Origin of the sequence: Microbacterium capsulatum (assembly GCF_030865425.1) — a bacterium.
Lineage (GTDB): Bacteria > Actinomycetota > Actinomycetes > Actinomycetales > Microbacteriaceae > Microbacterium > Microbacterium capsulatum.
The window spans coordinates 144,326-161,906 of sequence record NZ_JAVFCB010000002.1 but is presented as its reverse complement, the minus strand read 5'-3'; the positions used below and the strand labels follow the sequence as shown (position 1 = coordinate 161,906).

18 protein-coding genes are annotated in these 17,581 nt (G+C 70.6%); 6 read left to right on the top strand and 12 right to left on the bottom strand.

The features are described from left to right. Window positions 1-9: 9 nt before the first annotated feature. The 4 genes from RBR11_RS03665 to RBR11_RS03650 form a co-directional block, all read right to left on the bottom strand. The gene (locus tag RBR11_RS03665) at window positions 10-1,005 is read right to left on the bottom strand and encodes an AAA family ATPase (RefSeq protein ID WP_308487950.1); all 996 of its coding nucleotides are present in this window, start codon (window positions 1,003-1,005) and stop codon (window positions 10-12) included. Beyond that, entirely contained in the window at window positions 1,002-1,520 is a 519-nt protein-coding gene (locus RBR11_RS03660; protein ID WP_308487949.1) for a hypothetical protein, read from the bottom strand. Before RBR11_RS03660 ends, RBR11_RS03665 begins: the two co-directional genes overlap by 4 nt. Further along, complete coding sequence (locus RBR11_RS03655) at window positions 1,511-2,227, bottom strand: DUF4129 domain-containing protein (RefSeq protein ID WP_308487948.1); 717 nt, start codon at window positions 2,225-2,227, stop codon at window positions 1,511-1,513. Before RBR11_RS03655 ends, RBR11_RS03660 begins: the two co-directional genes overlap by 10 nt. 63 nt (window positions 2,228-2,290) lie before the next feature. Further along, window positions 2,291-2,734 (bottom strand): MarR family winged helix-turn-helix transcriptional regulator, encoded by a 444-nt coding sequence (locus tag RBR11_RS03650; RefSeq protein ID WP_308487947.1) that lies wholly within the window; start codon window positions 2,732-2,734, stop codon window positions 2,291-2,293. A gap of 45 nt (window positions 2,735-2,779) precedes the next feature. On the opposite strand from RBR11_RS03650, the gene RBR11_RS03645 reads away from it, so the two are divergent. Then, window positions 2,780-3,031, top strand: coding sequence for a hypothetical protein (locus tag RBR11_RS03645; RefSeq protein ID WP_308487946.1), 252 nt, complete (start codon window positions 2,780-2,782; stop codon window positions 3,029-3,031). A 33-nt stretch (window positions 3,032-3,064) separates the two neighbouring features. Here the strand turns inward: RBR11_RS03645 and RBR11_RS03640 are convergent, their stop codons facing one another. From RBR11_RS03640 to rpsA, 6 genes are all read right to left on the bottom strand, one after another. Continuing rightward, window positions 3,065-3,397 (bottom strand): TfoX/Sxy family protein, encoded by a 333-nt coding sequence (locus RBR11_RS03640; RefSeq protein ID WP_308487945.1) that lies wholly within the window; start codon window positions 3,395-3,397, stop codon window positions 3,065-3,067. 29 nt (window positions 3,398-3,426) lie between these two features. Beyond that, a complete protein-coding gene (uvrB, locus tag RBR11_RS03635; protein ID WP_308487944.1) occupies window positions 3,427-5,496 on the bottom strand; it encodes an excinuclease ABC subunit UvrB in 2,070 nt (689 codons plus the stop codon). Window positions 5,497-5,537: 41 nt separating this feature from the next. Continuing rightward, window positions 5,538-6,323 carry a GNAT family N-acetyltransferase gene (locus tag RBR11_RS03630; RefSeq protein ID WP_308487943.1) on the bottom strand — a complete coding sequence of 262 codons (786 nt, stop codon included), beginning with the start codon at window positions 6,321-6,323 and terminating at the stop codon, window positions 5,538-5,540. Further along, a complete protein-coding gene (gene coaE / locus RBR11_RS03625) occupies window positions 6,320-6,922 on the bottom strand; it encodes a dephospho-CoA kinase (RefSeq protein WP_308487942.1) in 603 nt (200 codons plus the stop codon). Before coaE ends, RBR11_RS03630 begins: the two co-directional genes overlap by 4 nt. A 4-nt stretch (window positions 6,923-6,926) precedes the next feature. Then, window positions 6,927-8,186 carry an MFS transporter gene (locus RBR11_RS03620; RefSeq protein ID WP_308487941.1) on the bottom strand — a complete coding sequence of 420 codons (1,260 nt, stop codon included), beginning with the start codon at window positions 8,184-8,186 and terminating at the stop codon, window positions 6,927-6,929. Window positions 8,187-8,319: 133 nt separating this feature from the next. Further along, window positions 8,320-9,777, bottom strand: coding sequence for a 30S ribosomal protein S1 (gene rpsA / locus RBR11_RS03615; RefSeq protein ID WP_308487940.1), 1,458 nt, complete (start codon window positions 9,775-9,777; stop codon window positions 8,320-8,322). Between the two features lie 253 nt (window positions 9,778-10,030). Here rpsA and RBR11_RS03610 point away from each other — a divergent pair, with 253 nt between their 5' ends. Continuing rightward, the gene (locus RBR11_RS03610; protein WP_308487939.1) at window positions 10,031-10,966 is read left to right on the top strand and encodes a 5'-3' exonuclease; all 936 of its coding nucleotides are present in this window, start codon (window positions 10,031-10,033) and stop codon (window positions 10,964-10,966) included. Between the two features lie 5 nt (window positions 10,967-10,971). Here the strand turns inward: RBR11_RS03610 and RBR11_RS03605 are convergent, their stop codons facing one another. Both RBR11_RS03605 and trpD read right to left on the bottom strand, forming a co-directional pair. Continuing rightward, window positions 10,972-11,958, bottom strand: a complete 987-nt coding sequence (locus RBR11_RS03605) for a PHP domain-containing protein (protein WP_308487938.1) — start codon at window positions 11,956-11,958, stop codon at window positions 10,972-10,974. A gap of 3 nt (window positions 11,959-11,961) precedes the next feature. Then, complete coding sequence (gene trpD, locus RBR11_RS03600) at window positions 11,962-13,026, bottom strand: anthranilate phosphoribosyltransferase (RefSeq protein ID WP_308487937.1); 1,065 nt, start codon at window positions 13,024-13,026, stop codon at window positions 11,962-11,964. A gap of 169 nt (window positions 13,027-13,195) precedes the next feature. Between trpD and ctaE the strand changes: the two genes are divergently transcribed. From ctaE to qcrB, 4 genes are read left to right on the top strand one after another with little or no spacing between them, the layout of a single operon-like run. Beyond that, window positions 13,196-13,831, top strand: coding sequence for an aa3-type cytochrome oxidase subunit III (ctaE, locus tag RBR11_RS03595; protein WP_308487936.1), 636 nt, complete (start codon window positions 13,196-13,198; stop codon window positions 13,829-13,831). 21 nt (window positions 13,832-13,852) lie between these two features. Then, window positions 13,853-14,650, top strand: coding sequence for a cytochrome bc1 complex diheme cytochrome c subunit (gene qcrC, locus RBR11_RS03590; protein ID WP_308487935.1), 798 nt, complete (start codon window positions 13,853-13,855; stop codon window positions 14,648-14,650). Between the two features lie 33 nt (window positions 14,651-14,683). Then, complete coding sequence (gene qcrA / locus RBR11_RS03585; protein WP_308487934.1) at window positions 14,684-15,757, top strand: cytochrome bc1 complex Rieske iron-sulfur subunit; 1,074 nt, start codon at window positions 14,684-14,686, stop codon at window positions 15,755-15,757. Then, complete coding sequence (gene qcrB, locus RBR11_RS03580) at window positions 15,754-17,556, top strand: cytochrome bc1 complex cytochrome b subunit (protein WP_308487933.1); 1,803 nt, start codon at window positions 15,754-15,756, stop codon at window positions 17,554-17,556. The genes qcrA and qcrB overlap by 4 nt, the downstream gene beginning before the upstream one ends. The last annotated feature ends 25 nt before the right edge of the window (window positions 17,557-17,581 follow it).

Sequence of the window (17,581 nt, the reverse complement as noted above, 5' to 3'; positions counted from 1 at the left end):
CGCTCCGGTTCAGTCCCGGATCGCGCCCACGGCGACGGTCGGCGGCACCGGCGTCGCGTTCACCGCCGCGCGGACGATCGCCGCGGGATCCACACCCTGCGCCCAGGCCTGCGGGGTGAGAGTGAGCCGGTGCGCGAGCACGGGCACGGCGATGCGCTTGATGTCGTCGGGGCGGACGAAGCCCCGGCCCTCCAGCGCCGCGACCGCGCGGGCGAGCAGGACGAGGGCCTGGGATCCGCGCGGCGAGGCGCCGACCGAGACGTCGGACGCCGTGCGGGTGGCGCGGGTGAGCGCCACGGCGTACCGGATCACATCGGGGTCGACGTGGATGCGCTCGACGGCTGCTTGGATCCGCTGCAGCTCCTCTGCGTCGATGACCGCGTCGACGTCGGCGTGTTCCCGCTGCCGGCGGAGCCGCTCCTCGACGATGCCCGACTCGTGCTCGGACGTCGGATAGCCGACCGACAGCCGCACCATGAACCGGTCCAGCTGCGCCTCCGGCAGCGCGTAGGTGCCCTCGTACTCGATCGGGTTCGCGGTGGCGATCACGTGGAACGGCTCCGGCAGCGGGTACCGACGCCCCTCCACCGTGACCTGGCGCTCCGCCATCGCCTCGAGCATCGCCGACTGCGTCTTCGGGGTGGTGCGGTTGATCTCGTCGGCGAGCAGCAGTCCGGTGAAGATCGGCCCGGGCCGGAACCGGAAGTCGCCGGTGTCGGGCGCGTAGACGAACGAGCCCGTGACGTCGCCGGGGAGCATGTCGGGCGTGCACTGCAGCCGGCGGAACTCCAGCCCGAGCGCGGCGGCGAGGCTGCGCGCGGCGAGGGTCTTGCCGAGCCCCGGCACGTCCTCGAACAGCACGTGCCCGCCGGCGAGGATCGTCGCGAGGGCGAGCACGAGGGGCTCGTCCATGCCCACGACCACGGTGCGGACACGCTCGAGCACCAGGGCCGCGGTGCCGCTGACCGCCGCGATGTCGTCGGCACGGGTGTCGTCGGTGCTCATGTCGTCTCCTCGGTCGGGTGGAATGTCGTGGGCGGGGCCATCGGGCGGTCGGCCCGGGCGCCGGGCGGGTTCTCGAGCGCGTCGAGGATCCGCTCCACTTCCTTGCGGTGCAGGTCCCTGGCGGCGAGCGCGGCGTGCGCGCCGGGGCCGAGGACCGCGTCCACGGTCTCGGCGTCCGCGGTGTCGGGATCGACCCCGCTCTCGTTCAGCCGGCGGTGCATCAGCGCGGTGACCCGCCGGCGGAACGCGAACCCCACGACGCCCGTGCGGGGATCGATCGCCCAGGCGAGCCGCGACACGTCCGAGCCGTGCTCGACCCGCTCCGGCAGCGGCGGCGGCCATTCGCCCGCGTCGTCGATGAGGCTCTGCCGCAGCACGAGGACGGCCGCCGCCGCGACGAGGATCCACGAGATCGCGAACGGCAGCGGCACGCCGAGGAACATCAGCAGCAGCGCCACCGGAACGGCGAGGAGCACCGACAGGCCGACGAGGACGATCCGGCGGATCACCGCCATCCCTCCTCTATCGCGGCGAGGCACCGGCGTGCGGTCGCGCGTTCTTCCTCGTCGGCGATCCGGCCGCCGAACCGCACGCTCTCGTACAGCTCGAGCAGGGTCTCGGTCTCGCGGTCGAACCCGGCGCGACGGCGAAGGATCCGCGCCGTGAACTCGCCGGGCGTCTCGACGGCCGCCCGGGGGCTCCCCGCCCGTTCGGCGGCGTCCTCGAGGCGCACCCAGGCCGCCACGATCGCCTCGGTCGGGTCGGCGTGCGCATCGATCGCCTCCTGCGCAGCCGCGGCACCGGTGCGGATCCGGACCTCGTCGACGGCCTCCTCGGTCGCAGCGGCCTGCGCGACGACGCGGGCGGCGGCGCCCGCCTGACGCCGCATCGGGCGCAGATCCCAGAATCGGCGGGTCCAGCGCCAGAGCGTCCAGAGCCCGAGCAGCACCGCGATCACGACGATCAGCGTGCCGATGATCCCGGCGATCATCTGGAGCACGGGGCTTTCCAGGAACTCCAGCCATCCGGGCAGGGCACCGGGCGTCTGCGGCGGAGCCGACGGCGGCAGGCGGGTCAGCTGCGGCCGCGGGAAGCCGATGTCGTGGAACTGCGGCACGCCCTGCAGCGAGGCGATCGCCATCAGCACCACGGTGGCCAGCACGACGGCCGCGATCGCCCCCGGGAGCGGGAGCGTGCGGGATCGCGTGACGTCGCGGCGCATGTCCCTCACCTTAGGACAGGGCGGTTCCCGCCGGGTGAGGCGTGCGGTCACGGCCCTGAGCGGTCAGAGCTCGACGGCTCCCGCGAAGCGCACGAGCGCGTCGCGAACGGCCTCGAGCTCGGGGATCGTGAGCCCGAGCCGGGCCATCACCCGGCGCGGCACGTCGACCGCACGGGCGCGGAGGGCGACGCCCTTCGAGGTCAGCGCGATGTCGAGACGGCGTTCGTCCTGCTCGCTCCGGCGACGTTCGATCAGCCCGTCGGCCTCGAGCCGCTTCACCAGCGGGGAGGCGGTCGCCGGATCCATCGCGAGCGCCTCGGCGAGCGCGCGCAGCGACCGCGGCGACTCCTCCCAGAGGGCGAGCATGACGAGGTACTGGGGATGCGTCAGCCCGAGCGGCTCGAGGATCGGGCGGTAGATCGCGACCACGTTCCGCGCCGCGGTCACGAGCGCGAAGCACAGCTGGTTGTCCAGCCGGAGCAGGTCGTCGGTCGTCGGTGCGGTCACGGTCCGATGTTACTCTCTGCCCTAATAGTTAGTACACTAATGATCATGACAGCAGCACCCGAGCCCTCCGACCGCCTTCCGCTCCGGGACCGGATCCGCGAGGCCGGTGGCCTCTACGCCTGGGTCAACACGAATCTCATCCGCTTCGCCGGCCCGGCCTCGGTCGGCCCGTACGAGAGCACCCCGCCGCCGTCGGCCGCCGAGCGCGCGCAGCGCGCCTGCCCGCTGTGCGGCGCCCCGATGACCGCGCACGAGATCGACCGGACCGGCCCGAAGCCGCTCATGCACTGCCCCTGACCTTCCAGGCCTTGCACCCACGCGCGACCCCGGTCATTCCGCCCCGGCGGCGTCCTCCCGGGCGATGTCGATCCACGCCATGAGCGCGTCGTCCCCGGCGACGGCCTCGGCCGCGACGTCCAGCCAGTTCGCGCTCATCGTCCGTGAGCCCATGACCGTGCGGGAGACGCCGGGCTCCGCCTGCAGCTGGTCGCCGTGCTCCGCACCGACACGGACGAGCAGCCGGCCGCCCGTGCGCGCCCCGACGAGGATCTTCCCGTCCACCAGGAACGCGCGGCTGCCGAACATCGCCCGCTCCTCGACGTCGCCATCGCCGCCCAGCAGCGCGCGGATCCGATCCGCCAGTTCCGTGACAGATGCATCCATGCTCGCCCCGCGGTTCCCCGGCCGGCCGATCAGGCGTGGCCGGCCCGCTCCATCGCGCGCAGCTCCTTCTTCAGGTCCTGCACCTCGTCGCGCAGCCGCGCGGCCAGCTCGAACTTGAGCTCGCCGGCGGCCGCGAGCATCTGCGCGGAGAGATCGGCGATCGTCTCCTCGAGCTGCTCCGCGCCCTCGGCGGCGATCCCGGTCCGGCGCAGGTTCGGTGTCGGCGACTTGCCCCGGCCGGACCTGGCGCGCTTGGCGAGCATCTCGGCCGTGTCCGCGCCCTCACGGGCGAGCACGTCGGTGATGTCCGCGATCCGCTTGCGCAGCGGCTGCGGGTCGATGCCGTTCGCCGTGTTGTAGGCGATCTGCTTCTCGCGGCGCCGCTCGGTCTCCTCGATCGCCTTGGCCATCGAGTCGGTCATGTTGTCGGCGTACATGTGCACCTGGCCGGACACGTTGCGCGCCGCGCGCCCGATCGTCTGGATCAGCGAGGTGCCGGAACGCAGGAACCCCTCCTTGTCCGCGTCGAGGATCGCGACCAGCGACACCTCCGGCAGGTCGAGGCCCTCGCGGAGCAGGTTGATGCCGACGAGCACGTCGTAGACGCCGGCGCGCAGTTCGGTGAGCAGCTCGACGCGGCGCAGCGTGTCGACGTCCGAGTGCAGGTAGCGCACCCGGACCCCGTGCTCGCCGAGGAAGTCGGTGAGCTCCTCCGCCATCTTCTTCGTGAGCGTCGTGACGAGCACGCGCTCGTCACGCTCGACGCGCAGCCGGATCTCCTCGAGCAGGTCGTCGATCTGCCCCTTCGAGGGCTTCACCACGATCTCCGGGTCCACCAGACCCGTCGGGCGGATGATCTGCTCGACCACGCCGTCCGCGATCCCCATCTCGTACTTGCCGGGGGTCGCCGACAGGTAGACGGTCTGGCCGATCCGGTTCTTGAACTCGTCCCAGCGCAGCGGCCGGTTGTCCAGGGCGCTGGGCAGGCGGAACCCGTGATCCACCAGGGTGCGCTTGCGGGAGGCGTCGCCCTCGTACATCGCGCCGATCTGCGGGACCGTGACATGCGACTCGTCGATCACGAGCAGGAAGTCGTCGGGGAAGAAGTCCAGGAGCGTGTGCGGCGGCTCCCCCGCCTCGCGGCCGTCCATGTGCCGCGAGTAATTCTCGATGCCGGAGCAGAACCCGAGCTGCTGCAGCATCTCCAGGTCGAACGTCGTGCGCATCCGCAGCCGCTGCGCCTCGAGCAGCTTGCTCTGCCGCTCCAGCTCCGTGAGACGACCGGCGAGCTCCTCCTCGATCGTGCCGATCGCGCGCTGCACGACGTCGCTGCCGGCGACGTAGTGCGAGGCCGGGAAGATCGGCACCGAGTCGAGCTTGGCGATGACCTCGCCGGTGAGCGGATGCAGCGAGTACAGCGCCTCGATCTCGTCGCCGAACAGCTCGATCCGGATCGCGTGCTCCTCGTAGACCGGGATGATCTCGATCGTGTCGCCGCGCACCCGGAAATTGCCGCGGGAGAAGTCGACGTCGTTGCGGTTGTACTGCATCGCGATGAACTGCCGGATGAGCGCGTCGCGGTCGTAGCGTTCGCCCACCTGCAGTGCGACCATCGCCCGCAAGTACTCCTCGGGCGCACCGAGGCCGTAGATGCACGACACCGTGGAGACAACGACGACGTCCCGCCGGCTGAGCAGCGAGTTCGTGGTGGAGTGCCGGAGGCGCTCGACCTCGGCGTTGACCGACGAGTCCTTCTCGATGAAGGTGTCCGTCTGCGGCACGTACGCCTCGGGCTGGTAGTAGTCGTAGTACGAGACGAAGTACTCCACCGCGTTGTGCGGCATGAGCTCGCGGAACTCGTTCGCCAGCTGCGCGGCGAGGGTCTTGTTGTGCGCCAGCACGAGGGTCGGCCGCTGCACCTGCTCGATGAGCCACGCCGTGGTCGCGGACTTCCCGGTGCCCGTGGCGCCGAGCAGCACGACGTCGGTCTCGCCGGCGTTGATCCGCGCCGCGAGCTCGGCGATCGCCTGCGGCTGATCGCCCGCGGGCGCGTACTCGGAGACGACTTCGAACGGCCGGACCGAACGTGTGGGTTGCATCCCTCCACTGTACGAGGGACCTCGGACACTGCGGCCCGGTCTCAGCCCTCCCGGCTCCAGACGTACGGGATGGTCGTGGTGGCCTTGCGCATCCCGGAGCGCTCCAGGATCGGCCGGGAGAACTCCGTCGAGTCGGAGTGCAGATAGCGGTGGCCGCGCGCGAGGGCCGCCTGTGCGCGCTTCGCCGTCAGTGCGCGGTACACGCCGCGCCCGCGCCACTCCGGCAGCGTCGCACCGCCCCAGATCCCGGCGAACTCGGTGCCCGCCACGGGCTCGAGCCGTCCGGTGCCGATCACCCGGCCATCGGCCTCGGCGATCCACAGGACGACGTCCTCCCCCGCGGCCAGACGCGTCACGATCCGCTGCGCGCGGATCCGCCAGTCCGGGTCGTCGAACACGGCGCCCTGCAGCGAGGCCATCGCCCGGATGTCGGACTCGGAGCGGATCTCGCGCAGCCGCACGCCGTCCGGGAGCGGGACGTCGGCGGAGAGCGCGGCGGCGTCCCCGAGCATCACCGACTCCTCCTCATCGGGCTCGAAGCCGGCATCGCGCAGCGCCGCCGCGAGACCCGGTGCGACGTCGTGGCCCCGCGTCTTCCACTCCGCGTCGCGCACATGCGGCAGCGCCTCGAAGTGCGCGCGGACGTCCTGCACGAGCGAGCGGATGCGCGGCTCGTCGGCGCCGCCGAGATCGCGGTAGCCGGCGAACCCGCTCCCACCCGGGAACACGCCGACAACGACCGGGCCGATCCACCGCACGTCCTGCGCACCCCGCAGTTCGCGCTCGCCGCGCAGCTGCGCGTCGTAGGCGGCCAGCAGCGCGCTCACGCGGCGCTCCGCAGGCGCGCCCAGAGCTCGTCGGTCTGCCGGATGGTCTCGGCCATCTCCCCCGACGTGTCGATCAGGACATCCGCGATCGCGCGGCGCTTCTCGTCCGGCGCCTGCGACGCGATCCTTGCCCGTGCGTCCTCGCGCGCCATCCCGCGGTTCTGCACGAGGCGGTCCTCCCGCAATCCAGCGGGGGCGTCCGCGACGACGATCAGATCCCACGGGTCGTCCACCCGCGCCTCGAGGAGCAGCGGCACGTCGTACACGACGACCTGCGCGGGATCCGCCGCGAGCGCCTCCCGGAAGCGGCGCTGCGACTCGGCCTTCACGGCCGGGTGCACGATCCCGTTCAGCCGGGCCAGCGCGTCCGGATCGCCGAACACACGGCCGCCGAGCCTGGCGCGGTCCAGCGCGCCGTCGGGCAGGATCATCTCGTCGCCGAACTCCTCCGCGATCCGCGTCAGCACCGGGGATCCGGGAAGCTGCACGTCGCGCACGATCCGGTCCGCGTCGATGACGACGGCGCCGTGCTCGACGAGCCGAGCCGCGATGGTGGACTTCCCCGACGCTATGCCGCCGGTGAGCGCGATGAGGGGCATGCGGTCAGTCTCGCACACGCCCGCCCGCGGTCCCGTCGGCGCGGGGACCGGCCGGGACGTGCGCGCTCGGAGCCCGGCTCAGCGCACCGACGGCCGCCAGAGCCGCCGCCGCACACATCGCCACCACGGCGGCGAGGAACCAGGTCCAGCCGCGCTGCCCGAAGACGAGCCCGAGCGCCCAGCCGAACAGGCTCGACCCGGCGTAGTACCCGAAGTAGTAGAGGGAGGAGGCCTGAGCCCGGCTCTCCGGTCCGGCCGCCACCGGCGCCCATCCGGAAGCCACCGCGTGCGCGCCGAAGAAGCCGGCGGTGAACAGCAGCAGCCCGAGAAGCACGACGGCCGTGGACGGCGTGAGCATCAGCAGCGCGCCGAGCAGCATGACGCCGGTCGCGCCGAGCAGGACCGGGTGCCGCCCGACCCGGGACGCCAGCGTCCCCGCCCACGGCGACGACACGGTGCCGGCGAGATACGCGAGGAACAGAAGGGTGACGAGCCATCCGGGCAGCCGGAACGGCGGATCCGTGAGATGGAAGCCCAGGTAGTTGTACACCGCGACGAACGCGCCCATCAGCAGGAAGCCCTGCGCGTAGAGCGCGAGCTGACTCGGGGAGCGCAGCAGCGCGAGGAGCCGCGGGACGATGCCGGCGCCGGGCTCGGCGCGCAGGCGCAGCGGCACGAATCCGCGCGCCCGCGGGGTGAGCCAGAGGAAGAGCACCGCGCAGAGCGCGCAGAGCAGCGCGGCGGCCCACACCCCGGCGCGCCAGCCGGCGGCCTCCCCGACGATGCCCGAGACGATGCGGCCGAGAAGCCCGCCGACCGTGGTGCCGGCGATGTAGCTGCCCGCCGACGCCGCCGCATGCCGCGGATCGACCTCCTCCGCGAGGTAGGCGAGCGCGACGGCCGGGACGGCGCCCAGCGCGATCCCCTCCGCGCAGCGGAGCGCGAGCAGGATCCCGATCCCGTCGCTGAGCGGCGCGACGAGCCCCAGCGCGGTCGCCGCGATCACGCCGATCGCCATCGCCGGGACCCGGCCGATCCGGTCGGCCACCTGGGACCACGCGATCACGGCGGCGGCGAGTCCGAGCGTGGCCGCGGAGACGCTCAGCGCGGCCGTCGCCGGCGCGATCACCAGATCCTCCGCGAGCTGCGGCAGCACGGCCTGCGGCGAGTACAGCTGCGCGAACGTGGCGATGCCGGCGAAGAACAGGCCGATCAGCAGGCGCCGGTAGGAGGAGGATCCGCGCGCGTGGCCGCTGAAGCTCATCGGATCCGCAGCCCGGCGGGCATGCCGGCTCCGACGGAGGGCACGGCGAAAGGCATGGATCCATCCTCGCACGCCCCGGGAACGCGGAACGGGCCGCCACCCGGAGGTGACGGCCCGTTCTGTCAGAGCGTTGTTACGCGTTGCCGCCCGAGAGCTTCTCGCGGAGAGCCGCGAGAGCCTCGTCGTCGGCCAGCGTGCCCGCGCCGGCGGAGTCGCTCGAGAACGACTGCGCGCCCCCGAAGTCCTCGCCTGCGGCGGCCTCGGCCTCGGCGGCCTTGAGGACCTGGGCCTTGTGCGCCTCCCAGCGAGTCTGGGCGGCGGCGTACTCCTGCTCCCATGCCTCGCGCTGAGCGTCGAAGCCGTCCTTCCAGGCGCCGGTCTCGGCGTCGAAGCCCTCCGGGTACTTGTACTCGCCGTTCTCGTCGTACTCGGCCAGCATGCCGTACAGGGCCGGGTCGAACTCGGTGCCGTAGGGGTCGACCGACTCGTTGGCCTGCTTGAGGGACAGCGAGATGCGGCGACGCTCGAGGTCGATGTCGATGACTTTGACGAAGACCTCTTCGCCCACCGAGACGACCTGCTCGGCCAGCTCGACGTGCTTGCTGGAGAGCTCGGAGATGTGCACGAGGCCCTCGATGCCGTCCGCGACGCGCACGAACGCGCCGAACGGGACGAGCTTGGTGACCTTGCCCGGGGTGACCTGGCCGATGGCGTGGGTGCGGGCGAAGACCTGCCACGGGTCCTCCTGCGTCGCCTTCAGCGACAGGGAGACGCGCTCGCGGTCGAGGTCGACCTCGAGGATCTCGACGGTGACCTCCTGGCCCACCTCGACGACCTCGGAGGCGTGCTCGATGTGCTTCCAGGACAGCTCGGAGACGTGCACGAGGCCGTCCACGCCGCCCAGGTCGACGAACGCACCGAAGTTGACGATCGACGAGACGACGCCCTTGCGGACCTGACCCTTGTGCAGGTTGTTGAGGAACGTGGTGCGCGACTCGGACTGCGTCTGCTCGAGCAGGGCGCGGCGGCTCAGGACCACGTTGTTGCGGTTCTTGTCCAGCTCGAGGATCTTGGCCTCGAGCTCCTGGCCGAGGTACGGCGTGAGGTCGCGGACGCGGCGCAGCTCGATGAGCGAGGCCGGCAGGAAGCCGCGAAGGCCGATGTCGACGATGAGGCCACCCTTGACGACCTCGATGACCTGACCGGTGACGACGCCGTCGTTCTCCTTGATCTTCTCGACGTCGCCCCAGGCGCGCTCGTACTGGGCGCGCTTCTTGGACAGGATCAGACGGCCTTCCTTGTCCTCCTTCTGGAGAACGAGGGCCTCGACCTGGTCGCCGACGGAGACGACCTCGTTCGGGTCGACGTCGTGCTTGATGGAGAGCTCGCGCGAGGGGATGACGCCCTCGGTCTTGTAGCCGACGTCGAGCAGGACCTCGTCGCGGTCGATCTTGACGATCGTGCCCTCGATGATGTCGCCGTCGTTGAAGAACTTCAGGGTCTTCTCGACCGCGGCCAGGAAGTCCTCGGCAGATCCGATGTCGTTGATCGCGACCTGCTTGGTGGCCGGGGCGGTCGTTGCGGTAGTCATGTAGTGGGTTGTCCTTGTAGATGGATACTCGGGCTGCGGCGCACGCTCTGAGGCAGAGCGAAGGATCGCGCCGAAGCGGCTGGATGTGATGGTGAAGCGTTTCGTCACGCACGCAGAAGCAACCCTCCACGGGTGACACTTCAGGCTATCAGACAGATCGGGCCGGGAAAAGCCGCCGGACGCCCGTCCGTCCGCACTCCCCGGGGTGCGACGACGCACCAGGATCCGGAAGCCGGCCTGGCAGACTGTCCGCATGACCGACGCCGCGCCGAAGCTCATGCTCCTGGACACCGCCAGCCTCTACTTCCGGGCCTTCTACGGGGTGCCGGACGCGGTCAAGGCGCCCGACGGCACCTCGGTCAACGCGGCCCGCGGGCTGCTCGACATGATCGCCAAGCTCGTCACGGCCTATCGGCCGACGCACCTCGTCGCCTGCTGGGACGACGACTGGCGCCCGCAGTGGCGGGTCGACCTCATCCCGAGCTACAAGGCGCACCGCGTCGTCGAGGTCGTGCCCGGCGGCACGGACGTCGAGGAGGTGCCGGATCCTCTCGAGGCGCAGATCCCGGTCATCCGCGAGGCGCTCGGCGCCCTGCGGATCCCGATCATCGGGGTCGCCGAGCACGAGGCCGACGATGTGATCGGAACGCTCGCGACGATCGCGGAGATGCCCGTCGACATCATCACCGGGGATCGCGACCTGTTCCAGCTCGTCGACGACGCCCGTGGCGTGCGCGTGATCTACACGGCGCGCGGCATGAGCAACCTCGAGGACGTCACCGACGAGGTCGTGGTGAAGAAGTACGGCGTCCTGCCCGGCCAGTACGCGGACTTCGCGACGATGCGCGGCGATGCCTCGGACGGCCTGCCCGGCGTCACCGGCGTCGGCGAGAAGACCGCCGCCACCCTGCTCGCCGCGCACGGAGACCTCGACGCGATCCGCAGCGCCGCGGAGACCGCCGACGGCATGTCCGCGGGCGTCGCGAAGAAGGTGCTCGCCGCGGCGGACTACCTCGACGTCGCGCCGACCGTGGTGCGCGTGGCGACGGCACTGCCGATCGCGGTCCCGGCCGAGGCGCTGCGCCCGCTCGACGCGGACGAGACCGCGGCGGCCGTCTCGGTCGCCGAGCGCTGGAACCTCGGCACGTCGATGGCCCGCGCGCTCGAGGCGCTCCGGCAGACGGCCTGAGCCGCTCAGCCCGCCCAGCGCAGCAGCCGGTCCAGACCCCACGTCGTCACGATCCGCTCCGCCGGAACGCCCGCGCGCTCGGCGCGCTGGGCGCCGTGATCCAGCAGCGACAACTGCCCCGGCGCGTGCGCATCGGAGTCGATCGAGAACAGGCAGCCGATCTCGAGGGCCAGTGCGAGCAGTTCGTCCGGAGGATCGTGCCGCTCCGGACGCGAGTTGATCTCGACGGCGACCCCGTGCTCCGCGCAGGCCTCGAACACGGCGCGTGCGTCGAAGCGCGACGGCGGGCGCGTCCCGCGGTCCCCCTGCACGAGCTGTCCGGTCACGTGCCCGAGCACGCTCACCCGAGGGTTCGACACGGCCGTGACGATCCGCCGCGTCATCGGTCCGGGATCCATGCTCAGCTTCGAGTGCACCGAGGCGACGACCACGTCGAGTTCGCCGAGCAGACCGTCCTCCTGGTCGAGGCGGCCGTCGTCGAGGATGTCCACCTCGATGCCGGTGAGCATCGTGAGCCCGTCACGGCTCTCCGCCCGCACCTGCGGCAGCTGCGTGCGCAGCCGCTCCGCGGTGAGCCCCCGCGCGACGCGCAGCCGCGGCGAGTGGTCCGTGATCGCGAGGTACTCGTGCCCGAGCGCCCGGGCCGCGTCCGCCATGGCCGGGATCGGCGTGGTGCCGTCCGACCACTCCGTGTGCGCGTGCAGGTCGCCGCGCAGCCGGCCGCGCAGGGCGGAGACGATCTCCGGCTCGACCTCGCCGCGCAGCTCCACGAGATACGTCGGGGTCTGGCCCGCGAGCGCCTGCCGGATCACCTCGAAGGTCGAGTCGCCGATCCCCTTCGTCTCCCGGATCCGGTTGAGATCCGTGCGCGCGTCCGTGGGCAGACCCTCGTAGATCGCCGCCGCCGAGCGGAACGCCTTGGCCCGGTACCGCGAGGCGCGTTCCCGCTCGAGGAGCCGGGCGATCTCGAGCAGCGCGTCCTGCGGATCCATCCGTCAGCCCGCCGCGAGCTCCTGCGACGCCGACACCCACTGCTCGAGCTTCGCGGCGGCGCGGCCGTCGTCGACGGCGTCCCCGGCCCGGCGCAGGCCCTCGCGCAGCCGCTCCACGATCGGGATCTGCGCCTGCGAGGCGTCGTGCGACAGCTCGTAGGCGACGATGCCCGCGGCGGCGTTGAGCAGCACGATGTCGCGCACCGCGCCCTCCTCGCCGGCGAGGGTGCGGCGCAGCACCTCGGCGTTGTGCTCCGGGGACCCGCCGATGAGGTCGGCGAGCTCGGCGACCGGGATGCCGAGGTCGCGCGGGTCCAGGTCGTGCTCGTGGATGTCGCCGCGGGTGACCTCCCAGATCCGGCTGTGCCCGGTCGTGGTCAGTTCGTCGAGCCCGTCGTCGCCGCGGAACACCAGGGCCGTGGCGCCACGGGTGCGGAAGACGCCGGTGATCAGCGGTACCCGGTCGAGCTGTGCGACGCCCACGGCGTTCGCCTCGGCGCGGGCGGGGTTGCACAGCGGGCCGAGCATGTTGAAGACCGTCGGCACGCCGAGCTCGGCGCGGACGGCGCCGGCGTTCTTGAACCCGGGATGGAACGCGCCCGCCCAGGCGAAGGTGATGCCCGTGCGGTGCAGGATCTCGGCGACGGACTCCGGATCGAGCGTGAGCTGCAGACCGAGCGCGCTGAGCACGTCGGAGGATCCGGACGCGGAGCTCGCGGCCCTGTTGCCGTGCTTCACGACGGGGATCCCGGTCGCGCCGATGATGATCGCGGCGGTCGTGGAGACGTTGACGGTGCCGACCCTGTCGCCGCCCGTGCCGACGATGTCGAGCACGTCGGAGGAGACCGGCAGCGGAACCGCGGCCTCGAGGATCGCGTCGCGGAAGCCCACGATCTCGTCGATCGTCTCGCCCTTGGCGCGCAGGCCGATGAGGAAGCCGGCGAGCTGCGCCTGGGTCGCCTGACCCCGCATGACCTGGCGCATCGCCCACGTCGACTCGTACACGCTCAGGTCGCGCCCCGCGAGGAGGGTGGAGAGGACGTCGGGCCAGGTGAGAACTTCCGCCATGCCAGCGATCCTAGCGATGTGATCGAGTCGTGATCGTCTCGTGTGACGGCCGGCTTCCGCGGTACCCAGCGGATTCCCGGCCAGTTCCGAGCCGCCGTCGAGTCGCGCACGGGCTGAACCGCCGTCACGGGTGCGACAATCGTCCGCTCGGATCGGCCATAATGGACGGGTGACGACCTCAGCGACGTATGCCCCGGCGGCGGCGAGAACGATCAAGCGCCCCAACCCGGTGGCTGTGGGAACCATTGTCTGGCTCGGCAGTGAGGTGATGTTCTTCGCGGGACTCTTCGCGATCTACTTCACCCTGCGCAGCACCTCTCCGGAGCTCTGGGCTCATCGGACGAGCGAGCTGAACGTGCCCTACGCGTTCGTGAACACGATCGTCCTGGTGCTGTCCTCGGTCACCTGCCAGATGGGCGTCTTCGCGGCGGAGCGCATGCAGCCGTACACCTCGGTGAGCGACAAGGGCCGCAAGCGCTGGGGCATGGTCCCCTGGTTCTGGCTCACGTTCGCGATGGGCGCGGTCTTCGTGTCCGGCCAGGTGTGGGAGTACTCGCAGCTGGTCGCGGAGGGCATGCCGATCTCGGCCGACTCGTACGCCTCCGCGTTCTACCTCACGACCGGCTTCCACGCGCTGCACGTCACCGGCGGCCTGGTGGCCTTCCTGCTGACGCTCGGTCGCGCCTTCGCCGTGAAGAACTTCACGCACAAGGAGGCGACCACCGCGATCGTGGTGTCCTACTACTGGCACTTCGTCGACGTCGTCTGGATCGCCCTGTTCCTCGTCATCTATTTCCTGAAGTAAGAAGCGGAGCGGATTCCCGACATGGCACGAGAGAAGAAGCGCCGCACCGGCCGTCGCAGCCCCCTGGCCGCCGCAGCCCTGATCGGCGCGGGCCTGATGATCACCGGTGGGATCTACGCCGGCGCGAGCGCCGCGATGGCCTCGACCGCCCCGGCCACGGCGACCACCGCGGTCTCCACCGAGGAGGGGCAGAAGCTCTTCCAGGCGAACTGCGCCACCTGCCACGGCATGAACCTGCAGGGCACGTCCACCGGCCCGAGCCTCTACGGCGTCGGCGAGCTGGCGGTCGAGTTCCAGCTGTCGACCGGACGCATGCCGCTGCAGATGCAGGGCCCGCAGGCCCAGCAGAAGAAGCCGCAGTTCACCGAGTCCGACATCAAGAACGTCGCCGCCTGGGTCCAGTCGGTGGCCCCCGGCCCGACGTATCCGGACGAGAAGATCATCGACGGAAAGGGCGATGTCGCCCACGGAGCCGAACTGTTCCGGATCAACTGCGCGATGTGCCACAACGTGGCGGCCGCGGGCGGCGCCCTCACCGAGGGCAAGTTCGCGCCGCCGCTGACCAAGACCAGCGCGCTGCACATGTACGCGGCGATGGTCACCGGTCCGCAGAACATGCCCGTGTTCGGCGACATGAACCTGTCCCCCCAGGACAAGCGCGACATCATCTCGGCACTGCTGTTCCAGCAGAAGGCGACCCAGGTCGGCGGCATGGATCTCGGATCCCTCGGCCCCGTCTCGGAGGGTCTGTTCATCTGGATCTTCGGCATCGGCGCACTCGTCGCCATCACCGTGTGGATCACGGCGAAGTCCAACTGACGCCGGCATATCGAAGAACGTACGAGGAGAACCATGGCACACGACGACCCGCACGCTCTTGACCGGTCCTATCAGGCACCGGCCGGGCTGAGCGTCGACGTCAGCGACCCCGCGCAGAACCCGGGACTGCCGCCGCACCGCGAACGCATCACGGACGAGGACCCGAAGGCGATGGAGACCGCCGCCCGCACGGTCTACACGCTCTTCTACCTCTCGCTCGCGGGCAGCATCTGGGCGGTCGCCGCCTACATGCTGTTCCCGATCGAGAGCGGCTCGCTCGTCGACGTGCGCTACAACAACCTCTTCATCGGCCTCGGCATCGCCCTCGCCCTGCTCGCTCTCGGCGTCGGCGCGATCCACTGGTCGAAGGCGATCATGTCGGACAAGGAGCACATCGAGTACCGCCACCCCACCCGTGGCCGTGACTCGGTGCGCGAGGCGTCCATCCAGGCCTTCGCCGCCGCGAACGAGGAGTCCGGGTTCGGCCGTCGCAAGATGATCCGGAACTCGCTGATCGCCGCGGTCATCGCATCGGTCGTCCCCGGCCTCGCCCTGTTCCGCGGCCTGGCTCCGCACAGCACTGCGGCGAACCCGATCGCGGGCGACCCGGTGCAGCTGCTCAAGCACACGATGTGGGACAAGGGCATGCGCCTGACCCGCGACCCCGACGGCACCCCGATCCGTGCCGCCGACGTCGTCCTCGGCTCGGCCGTGCACGTCATCCCGGAGCCGCTGTCGAAGCTCGGACACGAGGACGGCTACCTCGAGGAGAAGGCGAAGGCGATCGTCCTGCTGATCCGTCTGCTCCCCGAGCAGCTCAAGGAGTCCGCGGAGCGCAAGGCCTGGTCGTACAACGGCATCGTCGCCTACTCCAAGGTCTGCACCCACGTCGGCTGCCCCGTCGCGCTGTACGAGCAGCAGACCCACCACCTGCTCTGCCCGTGCCACCAGTCGCAGTTCGACGTGACCGAGGCCGCGAAGGTCATCTTCGGCCCCGCCGCGCGTCCGCTGCCGCAGCTGCCCATCGCGGTCGACGACGAGGGCTACCTCATCGCGCAGAGCGATTTCCACGAACCCGTCGGCCCGAGCTTCTGGGAGCGTCATTGAGCACCGCAACTGTTACCGAGCCGAAGACCTCGGAGAAGCCGCTCGGCGGCCGCTTCCTCGGCGCCACGGCGAACTACATCGACGAGCGCACCAGCCTGTCCGGCTTCGTCAAGGAACTGGGCCGGAAGATCTTCCCCGACCACTGGTCGTTCATGCTCGGCGAGATCGCGCTGTGGAGCTTCGTCGTCGTGCTGCTGTCCGGCACGTTCCTGACGTTCTTCTTCCAGGCCTCGATGGTGCCCACGCACTACTCCGGCGCCTACCCCCCGATGCGCGGCGTCGAGATGTCCGCGGCCCTGGAGTCGACCCTGCGGATCTCGTTCGACCTCCGCGGTGGCCTGCTGGTCCGTCAGATCCACCACTGGGCGGCGCTGACGTTCGTGGCCGGCATCGGCGTGCACATGCTCCGCGTGTTCTTCACCGGCGCGTTCCGCAAGCCGCGTGAGCTGAACTGGGTGATCGGCTTCGTGCTGTTCATCCTCGCCATGGCCGAGGGCTTCACCGGCTACTCGCTCCCCGACGACCTGCTCTCGGGCAACGGCCTGCGCATCATCGACGGCATGATCAAGGGTCTCCCCCTGATCGGCACCTGGACCTCGTTCATGCTGTTCGGCGGCGAGTTCCCGGGCGACCAGATCGTCGGCCGTCTGTACACGCTGCACATCCTGATCCTGCCGCTGCTGGTGATCGGACTCGTCCTGCTGCACCTGATGCTGATGGTCATCAACAAGCACACGCAGTTCGCGGGCCCGGCGCGCGCCGAGGACAACGTCGTCGGCTACCCGATGATGCCGATCTACATGTCCAAGATGGGTGGCTTCCTGTTCATCACGTTCGGCGCGATCGTGCTCATGGCCTCGCTGTTCCAGATCAACCCGATCTGGAACTACGGCCCGTACGACCCGTCCCCGGTCTCCGCCGGAACCCAGCCGGACTGGTACATCGGATTCGCGGACGGTGCGCTGCGTCTGGCCCCGTCGGACCTCGACGTGGTGTTCCTCGACCACACCTGGTCGTTCGGGATCATCACCCCCGTCGTCGTGCTCGGACTGTTCATCGTGCTCGTCGCGATCTACCCCTTCATCGAGGCGTGGATCACCGGCGACAAGCGCGAGCACCACATCGCTCAGCGGCCGCGCACCTCTGCGACCCGCACCGCGATCGGCGTGGCCGGCGTGATCTTCTATGCGGTCCTGTGGGCGGCGGCTTCGTCCGACCTCATCGCGACGCATTTCTCGCTGACGATGGAGGGCGTGATCCACACGCTCCAGGCGCTGCTGTTCATCGGCCCGGTGGTCGGCTACTTCATGACCAAGCGGATCTGCATCGCGCTGCAGAAGAAGGACCGCGAGATCGTCCTGCACGGCTACGAGTCCGGCCGCATCGTGCGCCTCCCCGGCGGCGAGTACATCGAGGTGCACAAGCCGGTCAACGCGTACGACCGCTGGAAGCTCATCGACATGGAGACCTACGAGCCGCTCGTGGTCCGCCCGAACGCCAAGGGTCGCATCCCGTGGACGCAGAACCTGCGCTCCTCGCTGTCCCGCTGGTTCTTCGAGGACCGTCTCTCCCCGCTGACCCAGGCCGAGCTCGTGGCGTCCGACGCCCACCAGCATCACGTGCTGCACGACACGGACGAGGCCGCGCACGACGAGATGGTCGCCTCGCACCTGCGTGCCGGCGTCACCGAGGAAGAGATCGCCCCGGTCGACACCTCGCACGTCGGCGAGACGCCGAACACGCCGAGCTCGGCCCTCGACCCCGAGTCGCTGCCGAGGAACGCCGGGGGCGGCGAGTAACCCCGCTCCCCCACCTCACGAAGGC